Source organism: Flavobacterium sp. AK-301 (assembly GCF_058310215.1).
The window spans coordinates 218,722-241,889 of the sequence record NZ_JBZEES010000001.1 but is presented as its reverse complement, the minus strand read 5'-3'; the positions used below and the strand labels follow the sequence as shown (position 1 = coordinate 241,889).

Sequence of the window (23,168 nt, the reverse complement as noted above, 5' to 3'; positions counted from 1 at the left end):
TAATATCAAAAAGGGTTAAGTAATTATTGATGATGATATGGTTCATTTCTCAAAATAGTAAAAGCTCTGTAAAGTTGTTCCATAAAAAACAAGCGAACCATCTGATGAGAAAAGGTCATTAAAGACAAAGAAATCTTACCCTGTGCTTTCTGATAGACTGTATCTGAAAAACCATAAGGACCGCCAATAACAAAAACAAGAGTTTTTACACCACTATTCATTTTTTTCTGAATCTCTTCAGAAAAACTCATACTGGAAAAAGTTTTACCATTTTCATCCAGTAAGATTAGTTGATCCGTAGCAGTAATTTTGGCTAAAATAAGTTCCCCTTCTTTTTCTTTTTGCTGACTTTCCGATAAGTTTTTTACATTTTTAATATCAGGAATTATTTCCAATTCAAATTTTATATAATGCTGTAGTCGCTTATTATATTCATTGATCAGAGAATCTAATGCTTTGTTGTCTGTTTTACCTATTGCAATAAGTTTTGCATTCATCTAAACTATTTTACAGTACAAAATTACATTTTTTTGGTTTTTCTAAATGTAAAAAGAACAGATTCTTACAGTTTTTTTTTCTTATTTTAGCAGTTAAATAAACTTTGGTATGATAAGTGAAGTACAGTTTCAAAAGGAATTAGGTTTAATTATAGCAAACGGAATCAGAGAAGATGTAGGAAGCGGTGATTATAGCTCTTTAGCCTGTATTCCGGCTTCAGCAAAAGGTAAAGCGAAGTTGCTGGTAAAAGAAGACGGAATAATTGCAGGTGTAGTATTTGCCGAAAAGATATTTAAATATGTAGATCCCGATTTGAAACTGGAGGTTTTCATACAGGACGGAGCACCAGTACAATACGGTGATATTGTTTTTCATGTCTCAGGTAGTTCACAATCCATTCTCAAAGCAGAGCGGTTTGTGCTAAATGCGATGCAGCGTATGAGTGCAATTGCAACTAAAACCAGAAAGTATGTTACCCTTCTTGAAGGAACATCTGCCGGGATTTTAGATACCAGAAAAACAACCCCCGGAATTCGGGCAATAGAAAAATGGGCTGTAAAAATCGGAGGAGGAGAAAACCACCGATTTGCTTTATACGATATGATAATGCTGAAAGACAATCATAATGATTTCGTAGGAGGTATTACAAAAGCGATAACAAAAACAAAACAATATTTGTCCGAAAACAATTTAGATTTAAAAATTATTGTAGAAGCAAGGAATTTAGATGAGGTAAATGAGATATTGGAAAATGAAGGAGTGTTCAGAATTTTGCTCGATAATTTTAATTATGAAGATACCCGGAAAGCAGTTGTCCTAATAGGAGATAAGTGCTTGACAGAATCCTCAGGCAATATTAATGAACATACAATGCGTCATTATGCAGAATGTGGCGTTAATTATATTTCATCAGGCGCATTGACCCATTCAGTCAGTAATATGGATTTGAGTTTAAAAGCACTGTAAATTAATTGATTTCATGTCAAAAGAAATAGAAGAAAATCTCGATAAAATCCCTGTTGTAAAGGGCTTGGTAAAACTTGGAAAAAGAATAAAGCTTCCGAGTTTAGGAGGTTTTACTTTATATGATTTGCTGGAACTTTACGTTTTAGGAATAGTAAAAGGAGCTTTCTCCTACAGAGCCAGTGCGATTGCATTCAGTTTCTTTATGGCTCTATTTCCCTTTGCACTGTTCATCCTTAATCTAATACCTTACATCCCGTTAGAAGGATTTCAGGAGGATTTTATGAGATTTGTGGCAGAAAGTGTTCCTCCGAATACCTATGAAGCAGTAGCAGTTATTCTTAATGATATTTTAAATAAAAGTTATAAAAGTTTACTTTCATCAGGGATCTTATTATCTATATTTTTAATGTCTAACGGTATGAATGCTATTTTAGGAGGTTTTGAAACTTCTTATCATATTACGATTACCAGAGGTTTTTTCAAGCAGTATGCCATTGCTGTCGGAATGTCTATTCTAATGTCCTTTATTCTGATTATTACAGTTGCAGCGATTGTAATTGCGGAAATCTTTCTTCGGAAATTACAGAAAGAAGGCGTTTTGGTCGATCAGCTTTATCTAATAGAGTGGAGTAGATATATATTCGTTCTGGCAATGATTCTGATTTCTTCCTCCATTCTGTTTAAATTTGGAACAAGAGAAATAACAGAAACCTCATTTATCAGCCACGGTTCTGTATTTACAACCATCTCATTTGTTATTACCTCTTACGTTTTTGGTATCTATGTTGAACGATTTGCACAATACAATGAGTTGTACGGTTCCATAGGAACACTCCTTGTTTTTATGATGTATATCTGGATTAACTGTATGGTTTTGTTATTAGGGTTCGAATTAAACGCAGCTATTCATCGATTGAAAATAAAAAATTTATATATTTAACAAACATTAAAAACTAAAAACAATGAAAAAACATTTATTAACAATTTTATTCGTAGCAGCTGCCGGAATTTTTTCTGTTCAGGCACAAAGTGTTATCGGTAAATGGAAAACATTCGATGACGAAACCGGAGAAGCTAAATCTATTGTTGAAATTACCGAAAAGGGAGGTAAAATCTATGGCAAAGTTGTCGAAATTTTAAACCCGGCAAAGAAAGATTCAAAATGTAAGAAATGTGCAGGAGAAGATAAAGATAAACCAATTTTAGGAATCACTGTTATTAAAGGATTATCTAAAAAAGGAAAAGAGTATACTGACGGAAAAATATTAGACCCAAATAAAGGAAAGATCTATAAATGTACCGTTTCTTTAGACGGAAATGATAAACTGGATGTCAGAGGTTACGTTGGGATTTCTTTGATCGGAAGAACACAAACCTGGACAAGAGTAAAATAGATTATTAGATTATTCGATTGTTGGATTTTTAGAAGAATCTGATAGATAGTAATTAAAAGGTTTCGTTAAATCCGGCGAAACCTTTTTTTAATTCTGTTAGTTTCGTCAGTCAGAGACTGATTAACACGTTCTCAAAACCAGAGATTTTGCGAAAAGACGTTATATTGCAACGTCTCTCTATCTAACAATCGAATAATCGAATAATCCGGAAATCCGGCAGATATTTTTTTTATGCTTTCTGAAACCTATCTTTGTAGAACTAAAATTACACTATGTCTTATTTCGTTGAAGTAATAGTACCATTATCTCTACCCAAATCTTTTACATACAGTATTACTGAAGCAGAATACCATTATATTAAAAAAGGAATGCGTGTAGCAGTTCCTTTTGGAAAAAATAAGATATATACCGCTTTAATTATAGATAAGCATCAAAACCCACCAACATTATATCAGGCTAAAGAAATTCATGAAATATTAGATGAAAAGCCTGTTGTTACAGAAATTCAGATTGCACACTGGCAGTGGATCGCTTCCTATTATATGTGTGCAATAGGAGATGTATACAGAGGAGCAATGCCTTCCGCTTTATTATTAGAAAGTGAAACTATTATTTCCCGAAAAGCAGATATAGAAATAGATCAGACAACCTTATCAGATGATGAATTTTTAATATTTGAAGCCTTACAGAGACAATCCTCTTTAAAGGTTCAGGATATTATGGAGATACTTGGTAAGAAGAATATTTTTCCCGTCATCAGGAATATGATAGATAAAAATATTCTGATCCTTCAGGAAGAAATGGTGGAGAATTATAAGCCTAAATTAATACGATATGTCCGATTACATGCAAACCATACCTCAGAAGAAGGATTGAATCAGTTATTATCCCTTTTGCAAAATGCTCCCAAACAGAAAGAACTGGTTCTTTCTTATTTTCAGTTGAATGCGACAGAAAGAAAACCGATAACAGTAAAACAACTTACAGAAACCGCAAACAGTACTTCCGCAGCAGTCAAAGCTTTAGTTGATAAAGAAATTTTCGAAGAATATTTTTTACAGCATGACAGAGTACAGTTTGATGATTCCGATCAGAATTCAGAAATGAACCTGAGTATACCTCAGAAAACCGCTTTTGATGCTATTAATGATAGTCTGGAACAACACGCTGTTTGTTTGCTTCACGGTGTTACAGCCAGTGGAAAAACAGAAATCTATATTAAATTAATAGAACACTATATTACATCCGGTAAACAAGTATTGTATTTATTACCCGAAATAGCATTAACCACACAATTGGTCAGTAGATTAAGAACTTATTTTGGAAATGCAGTTGCTGTTTTTCACTCTAAATTTAATAATAACGAAAGAGTAGAAGTATGGCAGCAGGTTTTGGATAATTCACCCAAAGCAAGAATAGTGATAGGTGCCCGATCTGCGTTATTTTTGCCTTTCCGGGATTTGGGATTAATTGTAGTTGATGAAGAACATGAGCAGACTTTTAAACAGTTTGATCCTGCACCCCGATACCATGCCCGTGATGCCGCTGTAGTTTTAGCAAACAGTCATAAGGCAAAAGTAGTATTAGGTTCCGCCACACCAAGCATCGAAACCTTCTTTAATGGACAAGCGGGTAAATACGGACTGGTAACTATAAAAGAAAGATACGGTAATGTAATGATGCCCGATATTGAGCTGGTAGATCTGAAAGATAAATACAAGCGAAAAAAAATGTCAGGGCATTTCAGCGATACGCTCATAGAAGCGATTACCGAAGCTTTATCCTTAGGAGAACAAATCATCCTGTTTCAGAACAGAAGAGGGTATTCACCCATAATAGAATGCCTTACCTGTGGTCATGTACCACAATGTCCGCAATGCGATGTGAGTCTGACCTATCATAAACATAAAAACCAGTTGCGTTGTCACTATTGCGGTTACAGTATGGCGAATCCAACACATTGCCATAGTTGTCACAGTGTTGATTTGACAACCAAAGGTTTCGGTACAGAACAGATTCAGCAGGAATTACAGACCTTGTTTCCTGATAAAAAATCAGGCAGAATGGATCAGGATACCACTCGTGGAAAACATGCCTATGAAAAACTGATAGATTCCTTTCAGAATAGAGAAATAGATATTTTAGTTGGAACACAAATGCTTGCCAAAGGTCTGGATTTTGACAATGTCAGCCTTGTAGGGATTATGAATGCCGATAATATGCTGTATCATCCCGATTTCAGAGCCTTTGAGCGAAGTTTTCAGATGATGACACAAGTTGCAGGACGAGCAGGACGTTCAGAAAAAAGAGGAAAAGTATACATACAAACCTATAACCCCGATCATAATGTAATCCAGCAGGTTACTAATAATGATTATCAGGGAATGTATAAAGAACAGTTATACGAAAGATATATCTATAAATATCCCCCTTATTTCAGATTAATAAAACTGACTTTAAAACATAAGGATTTCGATAAACTCAAAGAAGGTTCAATGTGGTTGTATAATGTAATGAAACAGAATCTGGATATTCCCGTTCTGGGTCCCGAAGAGCCCCCGATTAGTCGGATTCGAAACGAATATATCCGAACTATTATGATAAAGATTCCTCAGGATCATTCCATAGGAGGAACAAAAAGAGTTATTCAGAAAATGCTGAATAGTTTTGAAGCCGTTCCGCAATACAGAGCCATTAAAGTAATTGTGAATGTGGATTTTTATTGATTAATTGTGAAATGTTTTTTATGAGATGTGAAATGTAAAATGACTGCTTCACAAAATCAGAGACTTTTAATCACACCTGCATCATCTAATATTCTTGCTTCTGATCTCCTGATCTTTGAAGGTTTCTGAAACGTTTATTCCTCCCAGTGGAATAATATGTTTTATATTAAAAAAATAAATTTAATATGATTTTTTAATATTAAAACAGGTGTTGTTTTTCTTTGTTTTTATATATTCGTGGTTTTTGTTTCAGTTTTAATAAAATTAATAAAAATTAATTTATTCACTATTAGAACTATAACAAGTATTAACGGATCTACTAAACAGTGCTAAAAAAGCACGATTAAACGCTTAAGAATTATGATTACAGCAGCAATTATATACGGAGATTATGTGCCTCCGGTAATACCGGAACCATGGGAAAAATATCCTCTAAGAGATGTGTCATGGGCGTATTATACCCAGAGTATCAATAAAAATAGAGGGTCAGAATCATTGTATTACTGCTGTAACCAGTTTACAAAGACATGTGTGTTATGATAAGTTAAAAGAAAGAGGTAATTCTAATGAACAGGATAAAATCTATTATATTAGTGCCTTAACCTTTTTTATTGATAATGTAGGACAGATCATAGGCGGGGAACGCCGGATTACGAAATATAGAATATTGGCTATTGAAAAAGATAAATCGATTATCTATATTTTAGATGAAGATTATGAGATAAAAACGGATGTGACTAAAATGATTGATGCTTCTACCGGACTGCATAATAAAATAATCAAGCAGAATAAAGCACAGCTGGCAAATGGGAAAATCTATGATTTAGGAACTTTGGGTAAATATGTAAAAGAAGCCTGTGAAGTAAACCGAACCTTAGATATTGACTATACCAATGCTTTAGTAACAAAAGCCAGAGACGAAATAAAAGGGGTATTAGATAAAGTTTCCGTAATAGGGGGTATATTAACGTTTGTACCGGCTTCTACTAGTGCTCCGGCTGTTGTTGTAGTGCAGGAAGTAATTAATTTATTCTGCTTTTTATTAGGGTTTGAAAGTCAGATTAGTGAAGCGGATAAAGCTTTTCCTTTAAAAGGACCGTATCAAATTAATGGTAAATCATATAACCAGCGTTATGAATCCAGCTATGGACAGGATGGGGAGCGTTATCAGTACAAGCAAGGGGAGCAAACGGTTAATACCGAAGATATTCTACAACAAATCGAGAAGTTTCAAATTAATATACAGCAATAATGAAATATATATATTTATTATTAGTAAGTGTATTTCTGTTTTCCTGTAGAAAAACAGATACGATCAATCATTATAGTAATGTTTCTGTAACCGAAAAAGAGTTACAGGAAAATGGCTTCTATAAATATATTGCAGCTCCCTGGGTCAATCATTATGGAGATAGTATAAGAGAAATGGTTTATTCTAATGTTAGACCTAGAACTAGAAAGAGTACTACTGCTCCTTTACCTTTTTATGGAGAAGAGAGGTGGGATCAGCAGATGCGAAATTACATGAAAAACACACTAAAAAATAGAATGGTGACTTATTTCTATAGAAATGATACGTTGGTTTATAAAGAGATTTATTCTTACTCTCCTTTTGAAAATAGTAAACAAATTCATTTTAAGACTAAAGAGGATATTAACCATTATTATGATAGTTTAAAAATTCCATATCAGGAAAGATGGGTTAAAAAACAATGGGATGGTCGGGATAGTATCGGTTTTTATTTAAAGTATATTGTAAATAGTTACGATAGTTATTTTTTTGTAGGGGATAAATCTGATGAAAATGTAATGCGTGTTTCTTTTTTAAAAAATGAGAATCCTAAAAGAATTGCCATCCGGATTGGTAGAGTTTATGAAAGAAATTCTCCTTATCGTTATGTAAAGCCATGAGCCTGAAAAAGCGAACAGATGAAGCGATTGAACCATCGAAAAATCAAATAATCCCGGAATCCGAAAGAAAAATGAAAAGAGGTTTGTAAATTGAAGAAAAAGGATTACTTTTGCATCCATATTTTTAACAAATAAAATAGAACATTATGAATCATTATGAAACTGTTTTCATCTTGAATCCCGTTTTATCTGAACAACAGGTAAAGGAAACAGTAAGCAAATTCGAAGATTTTCTTACTTCAAAAGGAGCAGAGATGGTATCTAAAGAAGATTGGGGCCTAAAAAAAATGGCTTATGAAATTCAACACAAAAAAAGTGGTTTTTATCACTTATTTGAATTCAAAATCGCAGGAGAATTTTTAGCTGCTTTTGAAACTGAATTTAGACGTGACGAGAGAATTATGCGTTTCTTAACTGTAAGTTTAGATAAACACGCTATTTCTTGGGCTGAGAGAAGAAGAACAAAATTAAAAGCATCTAAAGCGTAATTATTATGTCTACAATAGAACAATCTGCTAAAGGAAAAAAAGACGGAGATATCAGATATCTTACGCCTCTGAATATAGAAACTAACAAAACTAAAAAGTATTGTCGTTTCAAAAAGTCAGGAATTAAATATATCGATTATAAAGATCCGGACTTTTTATTGAAGTTTGTTAATGAACAAGGGAAAATCCTTCCTCGTCGTTTAACAGGAACTTCTTTGAAGTATCAAAGAAAAGTGTCTGTTGCTGTAAAAAGAGCTCGTCACTTAGCGTTAATGCCATATGTGGCTGATTTATTAAAATAAAAAAGAGGCGGAACTATGGAACTTATACTTAAGAAAGACGTACAAAATTTAGGTTTTAAAGACGATATCATTACTGTTAAAGACGGTTTTGGTCGTAACTTTTTAATTCCTCAGGGTTTTGCTCACATGGCAACTCCTTCAGCTAAAAAAGTATTAGCTGAGAACTTAAAACAAAGAGCTCACAAAGAACAAAAAGTAATTGATGATGCTAAGAAAGTAGCAGAAGCAATCAAAGCTCTTGAGATTAAAATTTCCGCAAAAGCAGGTGGTGGTGAAAAACTATTTGGTTCTATCACTAACATTGATCTTGCCGAAGCTTTACAGAAAAACGGTCAGTCAATTGACAAAAAATTCATCACTAGTGGTATCATTAAACGTGTAGGTAAATACACAGCTAATATCAGATTACACAGAGATGTTATCGTTGAATTACCATATGAAATCGTTGCTGAAAAGTAATATTTTATAATTCTATAAAAGAGTCCGTCTAAAATTCATTTTAGGCGGATTTTTTATTTCCAAAAAACAGAGCCATTATTAAAAAGCTTTACAAAATTATTACATTTTTATATTCGTAGAATGGTTACATTATCATAGTATCAGATGAAATATATCAGATTAACAAAAGAGCAGTTTGAAGAACTACATCCAGAGTTCATTAATTTTTTAGCAACCCAGTCTATTGATAAAGCAGAATGGGATAAAATAAAAACAGAGAAACCCGAAGTAGCAGAGCAGGAACTGGATGTGTTTTCAGACCTGATCTGGGAAGGGGTGCTGACTAAGGCAGAATATTTGGAACATTTTTCTAAAAATATTATTTTCCTTTTCCGGTGTAACGAGGATCAGATGGAATCCATTGTTTTGAAATCACTGGTTGCGGAAGTAGATTTTTTGACTAAAGAAGGATTACAGTGGCTGAGTGACAATATGTTTACCGAAACAGTAGAAATGCATTTAGGCAAAAAAGGTTTTGGATCAGACAGGAATCAGGCAATTTTTGACCTGATTAGAGAAGGAGCTTTTTTAAGTGACGGTCAGCTATACAGTCAAATAAATAACATAATTCAATCTTAAATAGTAGTTCTTATTTACGTAAAATTGGTTATTTTAGTATCGTTTTTCAAATACTAAAATAATCAATTTTATATGGATGTTCAACAGAAAATTCAGGACTTAAGAGAAGAACTGAATCAACATAATTATAACTATTATGTGCTGGATAATGCTACGATTTCTGATTTTGATTTTGATATTAAGTTAAAAGAGTTAGAAGCATTAGAAAATCAGCATCCCGAGTTTTTTGATGAAAATTCACCAACACAACGTGTTGGAGGAGCAGTTACTAAAAATTTCGAAACAGTTCAGCATGAATACAGAATGTATTCTCTTGATAATTCCTATTCAAAAGAAGATGTGCTGGACTGGGAAAAACGACTTCAGAAATTATTAGGAGATGTCCCTTTAGAATATACCTGTGAACTAAAATATGACGGAGCATCCATCAGTATTACTTATGAGAATGGTAAATTAAAACGTGCAGTTACACGTGGCGATGGTTTTCAGGGAGATGATGTAACGAATAATGTCAAAACAATCAAATCCATACCTCTAAAACTAAAGGGAGACTACCCTGCTAAATTCGATATTAGAGGAGAGATCATATTACCATTTGCCGGATTTGCTAAAATGAATCAGGATCTGATTGAGATAGGAGAAACACCTTATTCAAATCCACGAAATACAGCCTCAGGGAGTTTAAAACTCCAGGACAGTAGCGAAGTATCAAAACGACCTTTAGACTGTTTACTGTACTTTATAATTGGAAATAACCTGCCTTTTAACTCTCAATTTGAAGGATTACAAAAAGCCCGGGAATGGGGATTCAAAGCACCTAAAGAAGCAAAACTAGCTAAAAATATAGATGAAGTATTTGCTTTTATTGATTATTGGGATACACATCGTCATGATCTGCCTTATGAAACGGACGGAGTGGTAATAAAAGTAAACGATCTGCATTACCAGGATGAGTTGGGGTATACTTCTAAATCACCACGCTGGGCGATTGCCTATAAATTCAAAGCAGAGCAGGTTTTTACTACATTAAATTCAATAGTCTATCAAGTAGGGCGAACAGGGGCAATAACTCCGGTAGCGAATCTGGAACCTGTACAGCTTGCAGGAACAGTTGTAAAACGTGCTTCTCTGCACAATGCAGACCAGATTGAGAAACTGGATGTCAGAGTAGGAGATACTGTTTTTGTAGAAAAAGGAGGAGAGATCATTCCAAAGATTATAGGAGTAGATTTCAGCAAACGTCCTTCAGGTGTAGAATCTACAGTTTATATAACCCATTGTCCTGAATGTGCTACAGAATTAGTAAGAAAAGAAGGTGAAGCACAACATTATTGCCCTAATTTTTACGGCTGTCCGCCTCAGATCATAGGAAGAATTCAGCATTATATTTCCCGCAAAGCAATGGATATTGACGGATTGGGAGGAGAAACAGTAGCTTTACTTTTTAATAACAATCTGGTGCAGAATTATGCTGATTTATATGATTTAACAATAGATCAGGTGCTACCATTAGAGAGAATGGCACAAAAATCTGCTGAAAATTTAGTCAATGGAATTGAAAAGTCAAAACAAGTTCCTTTTGAAAGTGTTTTGTTTGCTTTAGGTATTCGTTATGTAGGAGAAACCGTTGCTAAAAAATTAGCCAAACATTATAAAAATATTGAAGCATTAAGCCGGGCAACTATAATGGATCTGGTGCTGGTAGATGAGATTGGAGAAAGAATAGCACAAAGTGTGGTTGATTTTTTTGAAAATCAGGAAAACAGAAGTCTAATTGAAAGACTAAAAAACTATGGTGTTCAGTTAGAATTGACCAACCAGATAGAAAACAGTAGTGATAAGTTTGTTGGAAAAACATTTGTTGTATCAGGAGTATTTACACAATTTTCCAGAGACGAACTGAAAAAAGCCATTGAAGATAATGGAGGTAAAGTGGGCAGTTCTATTTCTTCCAAAACTCATTTTGTTGTAGCAGGAGAGAATATGGGACCGGCAAAACTAGAAAAAGCCGTTCAGTTAAAAATCCCTATTATTTCAGAAACTGATTTTCTTGCGATGCTGAATGAAGAATAATTTTTAATTGATAGTTTCAGTACTCAGTTTTCAGTAGGAGTATTCAAACTATCAACGTTCTTCCTCATCTTCCGATAGAAAGTCCTTATTCAAAGGAAGGTAGGGATTAACTTTATATTTTTATACTTTTTTATCTAAAAGTAAAGTGCAATATTAGAAGTATGTTTAAAATAAATTCTTATTTTGCAATAGATAAAGTTAAAATATAATAAATGGAATATGGGACTATTACGCGAAATATATTTGGATTATCCGAAAAGAAGGCAGGCGAAATCATTATTCGGGCTACTAAAGGTAGCTATACAATAACATCAGCTCAGGAAATTATCATACGGGGGAAAAACGGAGGAGTAAAGTTTGGAGAATTTGATCCCGATAAAATAGATGAAGATGCCGTTCTGGTTACAAGGCTGGAAGGTCCTTTTAATGATAAGTATGAAAAAGTAGAGAAACCGATACCAGGAACAAAATATTGGTTTAAAGCCTCCTTTAACAGAAAAGCAACAAAAGGAGAAATAAAGCGTCTGAACTGGGAAATGAAAATAGACGGAAAGATTTATGAAATCCCTGTCGATTATTCTCCAGTAAAAGAAAGCAGAGAGAATATTGCTATTTCTGTAGCCTATAGAGAAATGAAGCTCTATGCTTATTTTATCAAACCGATTGATTCGGTCAGTTTAAATTGTAAAGGAATAACAATATCTCTTCCGGTTGTTATTGACCGTTATAAAATGCCCGGATTAAATGAAAAAGGTACTGATATTGCCGAAGATATGAGTTATGGGCAGGGACTCAGAATGCCCGGCAAAACTATTTTTTCTACTGCACTGGTTCAGAAGTATAAAAAAGAATATGAAGAAAACGGTTTTGATATTCAAAAGCATGCTCTTTTTTCGAATACAGAACCATTACCCGGTTTTGTACATCCTGCATTGTATGACCGGGAACTAATTCTTAATTTAGGGAAACTGATGCGATTCAATGCAGAGGATTCCGATGCGGTTTTATTTGCAAATTTTAGAGCCTTAAAAGGCGTTCAGGTATGGGGAGAATTATCTCCGGTATTGGATGAAATGATTACAAAGTTTCAAAACAATAAAGGAGGTATCTATGAAAACGAAAAATTAACGGAGTCGATAAAGGGCAATCCCAGTACACAGCGCTACTGTACTCAGATAGAAAACTATATGGCTCAGAAAATAAAAGAGTATTTTACTGATGCCAAAAAAATTGATGATGTAAATGTAGATTTTATAAAAAGAGATAGAGTTTCGAAACAAAAATTTACAGGTAAAAAGAATAAAAAAGGAGAGGACACCATTTTTACAAATCCATTATATCCCTATACCCGGGATAATAATTTACTGGAAGGAAGAACCTTAGCATTAAATGATATCTGGGCAACAGAAGTGATTTTAAAAACGATACAATTTTCCGGAGAAAACTATACAGCAATCTATCAGGTTACCCTTTGGGATCATTTTGGACTGGATTTATCGGATATGGATTCTGATAAAGGTTTTTATAATATTGCCGGTTTTCGATCCTGGTTTATACTACAGCATCTTAGGGGGTATAAGCCTTTTATTACTAAAATGACTTTTGAAAAAACATTTACAGGTAACCTTAAAGAAGGCTTACAGGAACGCTTAACTCAAAAATAATGAAAAAATTAAGTATACTACTGATTGTTTTTCTATTTCTTTCATGTCAGCAAAAAGAACTGGAATTTATTTATTTACCTAAATTAAGCGGAAAAGGGACTTCTACTTATAATAGTAAAAAAGGCGGATATATATATATATATATAGAAACCAGTTTAGTTGATAATATCTATAAAGACCAGAAATTAATGACTCAGGAAATAGTAGCGTATTTTAAAAATAATCATATAGATTTATGCAGTTTGCCTTTAAATTTTCATAGTTATAGTTATAGTTTTTATGAGAAAACCCGTTGTACAAAATATTTTATAAAAAAAGCCGAAGATCCGGGAGGCTTTTCTAGTAATTTAATAAATGATGATTGTTTTGATGATAAAATAATTAGTATTTATTATAGAAGAGATGAGCAGGATCCCTGTAAATGGATTGCTAATGTAAAAAATTATAATATCCATTATCAGGATACGATTTATTGTTCCGGTTGTAAGGATAAAATCTATAATGAGGATATTAAATGGAGAGGAGATAAGCAATGGGAATAGTTATAGAGTATCTTAAAGAAGGCTTACAGGAACGCTTAACTCAAAAACAATGAAAAAACTAAGTATACTATTGATTGTTTTTCTATTTCTTTCATGTCAGCAAAAAGAACTGGAATTTATTTATTTGCCTAAATTAAGTGGTAAAACAACTTCCACTTATAATAGTAAAAAAGGTGGAGATATATATATATATATAGAAACCAGTTTAGTTGATAATACTTATGAAGATCAGAAGTTTTTAACTCGAAAAATTGTGGATTATTTTAAAGAAAATCATATTGATTTATGTAGTTTACCTTTAAATTTTCATAGTTACAGTTATAGTTTCTATGAGAAAACCCGTTGTACAAAATATTTTATAAAAAAAGCCGAAGATCCGGGAGGATTTTCCAGTAATATAATGGATGAAGATTGTACTGATGATAGAATAATTGATATTTATTATAGAAGAGATGAAATTGATCCCTGTAAATGGATTGCCAATGTGGAAAATTATAATATCCATTATCAGGATACGATTTATTGTTCCGGTTGTAAGGATAAAATCTATAATGAGGATATTAAATGGAGAGGAGATAAGCAGTGGGAATGAGGTTTTAAACAGATCAGGAGATTTTTAACCCCACCTGCAAAGACAGAGCCTTTGCAGGGCAGAGATTTAGCATAGCAATAATCGGATGGTCTAAAAATCCAATAATCTAACAATCGAATTAAACAATAATTGATCTCCCTTTAGCTGTTTTTTCTTTATTGTTGTCAAAATAGAAATCGATTCTTCCCAGATTGATTCCGTAACATCCTACCTGATTTACTAATGTATCAATACCATCAAGATTTTTTACAATAGTTGGTTTATCTAAAAAAGTATGCGTGTGACCACCGATGATAAGATCAATATCTTTTGTGGCGGCAGCTAACTTCAAATCACAAATCTTATCAGAACCTTCTCTGTATTTGTAGCCCAAATGAGAAAGACAGATAATCATATCACATTTATGTTCTTGTTTCAGAATTCGGGTCATATCCTGAGTAATTTCAATCGGATCATTATATACCGTTTCCTTATACATTTGTGGATCTACCAGTCCCTGTAATTCAATTCCCAGTCCAAATACTCCGATTTTAATTCCGTCCTTTACAAATATTTTATAGGGTTTAACAGAGCCGTTTAGTATGGTATTGGTGAAATCGTAGTTCGAAGAAATAAAATCAAATTTGGCATGTGGTAACTGAGCGTAGAACCCTTCTACACCATTATCAAAATCATGATTGCCTAATGTAGAAGCATCATATTTCATCATGCTCATTAGTTTAAACTCTAATTCACCACCGTAATAGTTAAAATAAGGAGTACCCTGAAAGATATCACCGGCATCTAATAGAAGTACGTTTGGATTTTCCTGTCGGATCGTCTCAATTAATGCCGTTCTTCTGGCAACACCACCTTTATTCGGATTTCTAGGATCATCAGGTCCAAAGGGATCAATATGACTGTGTACATCATTCGTATGTAAAATAGTAATATGTTTTGTATTCAGTGTGCTGAAACTGCTTAAGGATAGACTGCTGATACCTACTAAAGCAGAACCTGCAGCTGTTTTTTGTAAAAAATCTCTTCTTTTCATTTTCGTGGAGCTGGTTTGCTATTTTTCTATACTAATTCGTTCGTCAAAAGTAACAGGCAGAGTGTCTGTTTTCTTAAAGTAGTCTATTAAGATATTTCTTAATTTATAATTCATATCATAGGATTCCCCTCCTTTAAAGAAATTCATATTGTCTCCTCCGTTTATTAAATAGTCAGAAGTAGCAATATAATATGTCTTGTTTAAATCAAGTGGTTTCCCCTGAATGGTAATACTTGTATACGCTGTTTCATCTTTATTCAGAACAATCTTCATACCTGCCAGTGGATGTGGTTTTTTAAAAGCAATAAGATAATTTACCATTTCAATTATTTTATCTCCTTTTATTCCTGCTACAAATAAACTGTTTTCAAAAGGCATGATTTCAAAAGCGGTTCTGCTTGTTACATTACCTTTAGGGATAATAGCCCGAATCCCTCCATGATTCAGAAGACAGATATCGATTGATTTATGTTCACGAGCTTCAAAAATAGGATTTCCTTCTTCTAGTGTGATATCTGCCATTAAGCTTCCGATTTTGGTCTGCCATTTCCCATCGCTTTTATCTAACGTTTCAGGGCTATAGCATAAAATGTTGTCCAGATCTTTATTGATGTGCTCACGGTATGGTTTTATAAAGTTTTCAATTTCAGTTGATTGAGATTGATTTTCTGTTATTTTTATATTCTTTCCCTTAATTTCAGTAATATTGAATCTTTGCTGACTGCAAGAAATTACTGATAAAAATGTTAAGAATAAAACAAATTGTTTTAAAACAACAGGATACTTTTTTAGATTTGTCATTCTAAGTGCGTCTTATTTAGTTAAATTTGTATTACGAAGTAAAAATACTATGTTTTTAAATTTTATAAAGAATTTTTTAGCCAAAAAAAGATTAAATAAAAGTTTGGTTAATGTTAATAGTACTAATTCTTCCAGGAAGATTAAATCTATAGGGCTTTTAATTGATACAGTTTCTTTTCATGAAAAAGAAGCTTTAATAAAAAGTTTACTTGCTAAAGGTGTTCGGCAGGAAGACCTTAAAGTATTAATTTATAAAAAAAATCTAAAAAAAGAGGATGTAAATAGTAAATATCCATTATTCGGTAATAAAGATATCGGATGGTCCAATACAATAAAAAGGAGAGAAGTTCAATCGTTTGTGAATGAAAATTTTGATTTGTTGATCAGCTATTATGACAGAGAAGAGGTAAATCTTTTTTTTATTACTTCTCAGTCTAAAGCAGATTTTAAAACAGGATTTGCTACTGTTGAGAAGAGGTTAAATCATTTTATGATTGATGTTGAGCCTAATAAGTACCAGATTTTTACAGATGAATTATTCAAATATTTAAAAATACTAAACAAGTTATAGTTATGCAGTCATTTATGGGAACAGGAGTTGCGTTAGTTACTCCATTTAAAAAAGATTTATCAGTAGATACAGATGCTTTAAAAAAGATTGTAGACTATGTAACTGATGGAGGTGTGGAATATTTAGTTGTTTTAGGAACAACAGGAGAGCCTGCAACGCTTAACCATGATGAAAAGAAGCTAGTTATAAAGACAGTAGCAGAGGCAAATAAAGGAAGACTTCCTTTAGTTCTCGGTGTTGGGGGGAATAATACCCATCAACTGGTTGAGGAATTGAAAACAGGTGATTTCTCCCATTTCTCAGCTATATTATCTGTTTCTCCCTATTATAATAAACCAACGCAGGAAGGGATTTATCAGCATTTTAAAGCAATTGCGGAGGCTTCTCCTTTGCCTGTTATTCTATATAATGTACCGGGAAGAACAGCAAGTAATGTATTGCCGGAAACAGTCCTAAGGCTAGCAAATGATTTTAAAAACATTATTGGTGTAAAAGAGGCAGCAGGAGATATTGTACAGGCTATGCGACTGATTCAGCATAAACCAAAAGATTTTTTAGTGATCTCAGGAGATGATATGGTTGCTTTACCTATTGTTTTGGCAGGAGGAGCAGGAGTGATATCCGTTATTGGTCAAGGGTTTCCAAAAGAATTTTCTTCAATGATTCGTTTAGGGCTTAAAGGAAAAGCAGATGAGGCTTATCAGTTACAGTATAAGTTAATGGATAGTATCGATATGATTTTTGAACAGGGAAATCCCGGAGGAATCAAAGAAATATTCAGAGCGCTGAAATTGTCTGAGAATACTTTGAGGTTACCTTTAGTAAATGTTAACGAAGATTTAGCAGTAAGAATAGTTGATTTTGTAAAGAAAATTGTAAATTAGGCTTTTCTGTAAAAAAATAAATTTATGTTATCAAAATCAATAGAAAGCGCACTTAATAAGCAAGTAGGAGTCGAGTCTGATTCTTCACAAATATATTTAGCAATGGCTTCATGGGCTGAAGTACAAGGGTTTGAAGGGATCGCAACATTTATGTATGCACAGTCTGATGAAGAAAGGATGCACATGCTAAAACTGGTAAAATATATTAATCAGAGAGGTGGTCAGGCAAAAATCCCTGCGATTCATGAGCCTTCATTAGATTATTCTTCCTTTAAAGCAGTATTCAAACAATTATTTGAACATGAGGTAAAAGTCTCTCAGAGCATCAATGAACTGGTACATATCAGTCTTGTAGAGAAAGATTATGCAACACATAACTTTTTACAATGGTATGTTTCAGAACAAATAGAAGAAGAAGCATCTGCCAGAACTATTTTAGATAAAATTAATCTAATTGGAGATGATAAAGGAGGACTTTATTTATTTGATAATGATATGAAGAATTTTAACTCACAAAAAACAGTACAATAAATACAAAAAACAGAGTTATAAAAGATGTCAGCTAACGGCATCTTTTTTTTGTTTTTTAGTGCTTTTACACTAATAAAAAAAATGTTTTGTATTGTCTAATTAATAATTAAATTTGCAGTTGGTTTTTTATAGGCAGAGAATGCCCGAATAATCAATAAAACCTAATCTAAAAAATGAATAAATTTTTATCGTTACTCCTTATTGTTGTTGCTTTTAGTTCTTGTAGTGAGTTTCAGAAAGCATTAAAGTCAGAAGACATTGCCGTAAAATATGATTTGGCAACAAAGTTATATGATAATGGAAAATACAGTAAAGCAATTCGTCTTTTTGAGCAGATTGCCCCGTCTTATCGTGGTAAACCTCAGGCAGAGAAGTTATTTTATATGTATGCACAATCTTATTATAAGACCAAGCAGTATTATTCAGCAGGATATCAGTTTGAAAGTTTTGCATCTGCTTATCCCAGAAGTGAGAAGAGAGAAGAAGCAGCTTTTTTAGGAGCTAAAAGTTATACGTTTTTATCACCTGTTTATACATTAGATCAGGTAGATACAGCAAAAGCAATTGATAAATTACAGACTTTTATTAATGACTATCCTAATTCGGAGTTGTTACCGGAAGCGAATGAGTTAGTGCAAACATTAAGATTGAAACTGGAGAAAAAAGCATTTGAGATAGCAAAACAATATAATACTATTTCAGATTATAAGGCTGCAATCAAAGTTTTAGATAACTTTGTGGCGGATTATCCCGGAACACCTTATAAGGAAGCAGCATTATTTTATAAGTTTGATGCAACTTATAAATTGGCAATTAACAGCGTCCCTTCAAAAATGGAAGAACGATTAAATACAGCCAAAGTTGCTTATGCCGGTCTGATGAAATTCAAAGCAGATACAAAATATAAAGAAAAAGCTGATGATATGTTAGCTACTATTGATAAAGAATTACAACAATTTTCTAAATAATAAAAAGCCATGGATTTAAAAAAGACTACTGCTCCGGTTAACACAATTACTTACAACAAGAGTACGATTGAGGAACCGACAGGTAATGTGTATGAGGCTATAACGATTATAGCTAAAAGAGCAAATCAGATTAATTCTGAGATTAAAAAGGAATTGATTGAAAAATTAGAAGAGTTTGCTACTTATAATGACAGTCTTGAGGAAATCTTTGAAAACAAAGAACAAATTGAGGTTTCAAAATTCTATGAAAAATTACCTAAGCCACATGCTTTAGCTGTACAGGAATGGTTAGATGATAAAATTTATTATAGAGAAACTACTAAATAAGAATTAGATGTCTGTTTTAAGCGGTAAAAAAATAATACTGGGTATTTCTGGTGGAATAGCCGCCTATAAATCAGCATCGTTAGTTAGACTTTTTATAAAAGCAGGTGCCCAGGTTCAAGTGATTATGACACCTGCTTCTAAAGATTTTGTAACACCTCTTACTTTATCTACTCTTTCTAAAAATCCTGTGCATTCTGCATTTTACAATCAGGAAGACGAGAATGCAGTATGGAATAACCATGTAGATTTAGCATTGTGGGCGGATTTAATCTTAATCGCTCCTGCCACTGCAAATACATTATCGAAAATGGCTACCGGTAATTGTGATAATCTTCTGATTGCAACTTATTTATCAGCTAAATGTCCCGTTTATTTTGCTCCGGCAATGGATCTGGACATGTATAAACATCCTTCAACAATATCTAGTTTTAAAGCATTAAAAGAGTTTGGGAATAGTATGATCCCGGCTGAAAGCGGAGAATTAGCAAGCGGACTTTCCGGAGAAGGGAGAATGGCAGAACCGGAAAATATTATTGCTTTTCTTGAAGCAGATTTAGAAAATAAACTACCCCTGAAAGGGAAAAAAATATTAATTACAGCCGGTCCCACCTATGAGGCAATTGACCCTGTTCGTTTTATAGGAAATCATTCTTCCGGTAAAATGGGATTTGATCTGGCTATAAGTGCTGCAAATCTGGGTGCAGAAGTGATTTTAATAGCAGGACCTACACATCTGACCATTAATCACTCTCTTATAACTCTTATTCCTGTTGTTTCTTCTCAAGAGATGTATGATGCATCCCATCGTTATTTTGATAGCGTTGATGTACTTATTGCAGCGGCTGCGGTTTCAGATTATCGACCAAAAACGATAGCTGATCAGAAAATAAAAAAAACAGAAGGGGATTTTGTAATAACTTTGGAAAAAACAAAAGATATTCTGGCTTCCTTAGGGACAAAGAAAAAGAATCAGTTTGTAATTGGGTTTGCTTTAGAAACAGAAAATGAAATTGAGAATGCAAAATTGAAAATTCAGAAAAAAAACTTAGATTTGATAGTTCTGAATTCTTTGAATGATAAAGGGGCAGGTTTTGGTAAGCCAACTAATAAAGTTACATTTATAGATAAATTTTTAAATGTAGAATCAATGCCTTTAAAATCCAAAGAAGAGGTTGCAAGTGATATTTTAAATAAAGTAATAGCTCATTATGGTGCATAAAATAATAAGTATAATCGTTTTATTCCTATTTTTTGGTTTTGTTGCTGATGCACAGGAATTAAATTGTCAGGTGACGATTAATACAGACAGAATTCCAAATTCGGATAGAACTATTTTTAAGAATTTGGAAAGAGCATTATCTGATTTTGTTAATAATACGAAATGGACCGATCAGGTTTATGAACAAAGTGAAAAGATAGAGTGTTCTATATTTATCAATTTATCAGAATATAATTCAGATATGTTTGTAGGAACAATACAGATTCAGTCTTCAAGACCTGTGTTTGATTCTAGTTATTCTACAACTATTTTTAATTATAGTGATAAAGATTTTAGTTTTAGATATCAGGAGTTTGAAAAATTAAATTTTGATCCGAATACTTTTGATTCGAATTTAGCTTCAACAGTAGCTTTTTATGTTAATTTTATTCTGGGATTAGATGCTGATACTTTTGAACTGAATGGAGGAACTCCTTTTTTTGAAACTGCTCATGATATTGCAAATATAGCACAGCAAAGTAGTTATAAAGGATGGAAACAGTCTGAAGGAACTAATCAGAACAGATATTTCCTAATTAATGATATGTTATCTAATTCGTATAGTTCTTTTAGAGCAGCAATGTATAAATATCATTTTGAAGGACTAGACCTTATGAGTGATAATCCGAAAGGAGCAAAAGAGAATATTAGAGTAGCTTTAGTAACTTTAGCAAAGTTACATAAGGTACGACCGAATGCTTTTTTAACAAGGATATTTTTTGATTCTAAAGCTGATGAGATAGTGTCAATCTTTACAGGCGGACCAAAAATCAATATATCAGATCTATTAGATACTCTGAACAGAATTTCTCCATTGAACTCAACTAAGTGGAGTAAAATGACCTATTGATTTCAATACAGATCAATAATAATTTTTTTTAAGAACCATAATAATTTATGCTAACGACACTTTCCATTAAGAATTTCGCTTTGATTGAAAAATTGAATATTGATTTTTCAGATAAGTTGTCAATTATTACAGGAGAAACAGGTGCGGGTAAATCTATTTTATTAGGTGCCTTAGGTTTAATTCTTGGAAAAAGAGCCGATCTGCTATCTTTAAAAAATAAAGAAGAAAAATGTGTTATAGAAGCTTCATTCAGTCTTTCAGAATATAATTTACAATCTTTCTTTTCTGATAATGATCTGGATTATGATGATCAGACCATTATCAGACGCGAAATATTACCATCAGGAAAATCAAGAGCTTTTATCAATGACAGTCCGGTAAATTTACAGGAACTACAGGAATTAGGGTTATATTTGATTGATATTCATTCACAGCATCAGACACAGGAATTGTCTGATGAAACGTATCAGTTCCAGATTATTGATGCAATTGCAAATAATCAGGATAAGATTACAGAATATCAGTCTTGTTTAAAAAAATATAAGAATGATAAGAACGCTCTGAACAAATTGGTTCAGGAGCGTCAGGAGATAATAAAGGAACAGGATTATAATACATTCCTTTTAGAAGAATTACTTACAGCTCAACTTAAGACAGGAGAGCAGGAGGATCTGGAAAGTATATATGAACAACTTAATAATGTTGAGTTCATTAAGGAGGCACTGGATAAATCTTTGGCTCTTTCTAATGAAGAACAGATAGGGATTGTTTCTAATTTAAAAGAAGTAAAATCAACTTTACAGAAAATAGCTGCTTTTTCTACTGATTATAATCAGCTTTCTGAACGTACTAATAGTGTGTTGCTGGAGTTTGATGATATTATAAATGAACTGACGCAACATTCAGAGTTATTGATTAATGATCCGGAACAGTTAAGTCTGACCAACCAGAAACTACAGGTCATTTATAATCTGCAAAAAAAGCATCAGGTAAACTCGGTTGAGGAATTATTAGAGATTCAACAGGAATTGGATACTAAAATTCTTGCTATTGGTGATCTGGAAACCAGAATAGTAACCTTAGAGAAATTAATTGAAGAGTCTTCTCTGAAACTGGATTTATTAAATGCTTCTATTCATGAAAATAGAAATAAAGCAGTACCCGTTTTAATAGAGAAGCTAATAAAGATTCTGAATTTATTAGGAATGCCTAATGCTCAGTTTAAGATCGAAATTACTCCGACAGATCATTATTTCCAAAATGGTAAAGATGAAATTCAGTTATTATTCTCTGCTAATAAAGGTTCTGATTTCGGATTGCTGAAAAAAATAGCTTCCGGGGGAGAATTATCAAGAATTATGCTGGCTGTAAAAGCAATATTGGCTGAATATTCAAAATTGCCAACGATTATTTTTGATGAGATTGATACAGGTGTTTCTGGTGAGATTGCTCATAAAATGGGTGATATAATGAGGGATATGAGTAAACAAATGCAGGTTCTTGCAATAACACATCTACCTCAGATTGCTGCAAAAGGAAACCAACATTACAAAGTGTTTAAATCAACAGTTGGCGAAGGTACACTTTCAGAACTGAAGTTTTTAAATGAAGAAGAGCGCATAATTGAGATAGCACAGATGCTGGGAGGGAATGAGGTCACGGAAAGTGCTTTAATTCATGCTAAAGAATTATTATTTACAAAAGATTAGAGA

Annotated in this window: 25 protein-coding genes; 22 read left to right on the top strand and 3 right to left on the bottom strand. The window is 33.0% G+C overall.

What is annotated here, in order from left to right:
* Positions 1-23 precede the first annotated feature (23 nt).
* Positions 24-497, bottom strand: a complete 474-nt coding sequence (rlmH, locus tag AC4FQX_RS01110; RefSeq protein ID WP_491165818.1) for a 23S rRNA (pseudouridine(1915)-N(3))-methyltransferase RlmH — start codon at positions 495-497, stop codon at positions 24-26.
* Positions 498-606: 109 nt separating this feature from the next.
* On the opposite strand from rlmH, the gene nadC reads away from it, so the two are divergent.
* The 14 genes from nadC to AC4FQX_RS01040 all read left to right on the top strand — a co-directional run bounded on the left by nadC (position 607) and on the right by AC4FQX_RS01040 (position 14,233).
* Positions 607-1,464: a carboxylating nicotinate-nucleotide diphosphorylase gene (gene nadC / locus AC4FQX_RS01105; RefSeq protein ID WP_491165817.1), complete on the top strand. Its 858-nt coding sequence runs from the start codon at positions 607-609 to the stop codon at positions 1,462-1,464.
* Positions 1,465-1,477: 13 nt separating this feature from the next.
* On the top strand, positions 1,478-2,404 hold the full coding sequence (locus AC4FQX_RS01100; protein ID WP_491165816.1) for a YihY/virulence factor BrkB family protein: 927 nt from the start codon (positions 1,478-1,480) through the stop codon (positions 2,402-2,404).
* A gap of 22 nt (positions 2,405-2,426) precedes the next feature.
* Positions 2,427-2,858 carry a DUF2147 domain-containing protein gene (locus tag AC4FQX_RS01095; protein WP_491165815.1) on the top strand — a complete coding sequence of 144 codons (432 nt, stop codon included), beginning with the start codon at positions 2,427-2,429 and terminating at the stop codon, positions 2,856-2,858.
* Positions 2,859-3,130: 272 nt separating this feature from the next.
* Entirely contained in the window at positions 3,131-5,584 is a 2,454-nt protein-coding gene (priA, locus tag AC4FQX_RS01090) for a replication restart helicase PriA (RefSeq protein ID WP_491165814.1), read from the top strand.
* 439 nt (positions 5,585-6,023) lie between these two features.
* The gene (locus AC4FQX_RS01085) at positions 6,024-6,836 is read left to right on the top strand and encodes a hypothetical protein (RefSeq protein WP_491165813.1); all 813 of its coding nucleotides are present in this window, start codon (positions 6,024-6,026) and stop codon (positions 6,834-6,836) included.
* Positions 6,836-7,495: a hypothetical protein gene (locus AC4FQX_RS01080; protein ID WP_491165812.1), complete on the top strand. Its 660-nt coding sequence runs from the start codon at positions 6,836-6,838 to the stop codon at positions 7,493-7,495. Before AC4FQX_RS01085 ends, AC4FQX_RS01080 begins: the two co-directional genes overlap by 1 nt.
* 146 nt (positions 7,496-7,641) lie before the next feature.
* A complete protein-coding gene (gene rpsF / locus AC4FQX_RS01075) occupies positions 7,642-7,983 on the top strand; it encodes a 30S ribosomal protein S6 (RefSeq protein WP_491165811.1) in 342 nt (113 codons plus the stop codon).
* A 5-nt stretch (positions 7,984-7,988) separates the two neighbouring features.
* Positions 7,989-8,285 carry a 30S ribosomal protein S18 gene (gene rpsR / locus AC4FQX_RS01070; RefSeq protein WP_128390470.1) on the top strand — a complete coding sequence of 99 codons (297 nt, stop codon included), beginning with the start codon at positions 7,989-7,991 and terminating at the stop codon, positions 8,283-8,285.
* A gap of 15 nt (positions 8,286-8,300) precedes the next feature.
* A complete protein-coding gene (rplI, locus tag AC4FQX_RS01065) occupies positions 8,301-8,744 on the top strand; it encodes a 50S ribosomal protein L9 (RefSeq protein WP_491165810.1) in 444 nt (147 codons plus the stop codon).
* A 144-nt stretch (positions 8,745-8,888) separates the two neighbouring features.
* Positions 8,889-9,362, top strand: coding sequence for a DUF6495 family protein (locus AC4FQX_RS01060; protein WP_491165809.1), 474 nt, complete (start codon positions 8,889-8,891; stop codon positions 9,360-9,362).
* Positions 9,363-9,434: 72 nt separating this feature from the next.
* Positions 9,435-11,435 (top strand): NAD-dependent DNA ligase LigA, encoded by a 2,001-nt coding sequence (ligA, locus tag AC4FQX_RS01055; RefSeq protein WP_491165808.1) that lies wholly within the window; start codon positions 9,435-9,437, stop codon positions 11,433-11,435.
* A gap of 212 nt (positions 11,436-11,647) precedes the next feature.
* Entirely contained in the window at positions 11,648-13,099 is a 1,452-nt protein-coding gene (locus AC4FQX_RS01050) for a DUF3289 family protein (protein ID WP_491165807.1), read from the top strand.
* Positions 13,099-13,641, top strand: coding sequence for a hypothetical protein (locus AC4FQX_RS01045; RefSeq protein WP_491165806.1), 543 nt, complete (start codon positions 13,099-13,101; stop codon positions 13,639-13,641). The genes AC4FQX_RS01050 and AC4FQX_RS01045 overlap by 1 nt, the downstream gene beginning before the upstream one ends.
* 49 nt (positions 13,642-13,690) lie before the next feature.
* Positions 13,691-14,233: a hypothetical protein gene (locus tag AC4FQX_RS01040; protein WP_491165805.1), complete on the top strand. Its 543-nt coding sequence runs from the start codon at positions 13,691-13,693 to the stop codon at positions 14,231-14,233.
* Between the two features lie 118 nt (positions 14,234-14,351).
* Here AC4FQX_RS01040 and AC4FQX_RS01035 read toward each other — a convergent pair whose 3' ends face one another.
* Positions 14,352-15,266 carry a bifunctional metallophosphatase/5'-nucleotidase gene (locus AC4FQX_RS01035; protein WP_491165804.1) on the bottom strand — a complete coding sequence of 305 codons (915 nt, stop codon included), beginning with the start codon at positions 15,264-15,266 and terminating at the stop codon, positions 14,352-14,354.
* A gap of 18 nt (positions 15,267-15,284) precedes the next feature.
* Complete coding sequence (locus AC4FQX_RS01030; RefSeq protein ID WP_491165803.1) at positions 15,285-16,067, bottom strand: 5'-nucleotidase C-terminal domain-containing protein; 783 nt, start codon at positions 16,065-16,067, stop codon at positions 15,285-15,287.
* Between the two features lie 49 nt (positions 16,068-16,116).
* Between AC4FQX_RS01030 and AC4FQX_RS01025 the strand changes: the two genes are divergently transcribed.
* The 8 genes from AC4FQX_RS01025 to recN all read left to right on the top strand — a co-directional run bounded on the left by AC4FQX_RS01025 (position 16,117) and on the right by recN (position 23,165).
* Positions 16,117-16,638 (top strand): DUF6913 domain-containing protein, encoded by a 522-nt coding sequence (locus AC4FQX_RS01025; RefSeq protein WP_491165802.1) that lies wholly within the window; start codon positions 16,117-16,119, stop codon positions 16,636-16,638.
* A 2-nt stretch (positions 16,639-16,640) separates the two neighbouring features.
* Positions 16,641-17,522 (top strand): 4-hydroxy-tetrahydrodipicolinate synthase, encoded by an 882-nt coding sequence (gene dapA, locus AC4FQX_RS01020; RefSeq protein WP_491165801.1) that lies wholly within the window; start codon positions 16,641-16,643, stop codon positions 17,520-17,522.
* A gap of 24 nt (positions 17,523-17,546) precedes the next feature.
* Positions 17,547-18,053 (top strand): ferritin, encoded by a 507-nt coding sequence (locus AC4FQX_RS01015; RefSeq protein ID WP_491165800.1) that lies wholly within the window; start codon positions 17,547-17,549, stop codon positions 18,051-18,053.
* Positions 18,054-18,226: 173 nt separating this feature from the next.
* On the top strand, positions 18,227-19,021 hold the full coding sequence (locus tag AC4FQX_RS01010) for an outer membrane protein assembly factor BamD (RefSeq protein ID WP_491165799.1): 795 nt from the start codon (positions 18,227-18,229) through the stop codon (positions 19,019-19,021).
* A 9-nt stretch (positions 19,022-19,030) separates the two neighbouring features.
* Entirely contained in the window at positions 19,031-19,348 is a 318-nt protein-coding gene (locus AC4FQX_RS01005; RefSeq protein ID WP_491165798.1) for a DNA-directed RNA polymerase subunit omega, read from the top strand.
* Positions 19,349-19,355: 7 nt separating this feature from the next.
* Complete coding sequence (gene coaBC, locus AC4FQX_RS01000; RefSeq protein WP_491165797.1) at positions 19,356-20,567, top strand: bifunctional phosphopantothenoylcysteine decarboxylase/phosphopantothenate--cysteine ligase CoaBC; 1,212 nt, start codon at positions 19,356-19,358, stop codon at positions 20,565-20,567.
* The gene (gene porD / locus AC4FQX_RS00995; RefSeq protein ID WP_491166300.1) at positions 20,560-21,456 is read left to right on the top strand and encodes a type IX secretion system protein PorD; all 897 of its coding nucleotides are present in this window, start codon (positions 20,560-20,562) and stop codon (positions 21,454-21,456) included. The genes coaBC and porD overlap by 8 nt, the downstream gene beginning before the upstream one ends.
* A 47-nt stretch (positions 21,457-21,503) precedes the next feature.
* Positions 21,504-23,165, top strand: a complete 1,662-nt coding sequence (gene recN / locus AC4FQX_RS00990) for a DNA repair protein RecN (protein WP_491165796.1) — start codon at positions 21,504-21,506, stop codon at positions 23,163-23,165.
* The last annotated feature ends 3 nt before the right edge of the window (positions 23,166-23,168 follow it).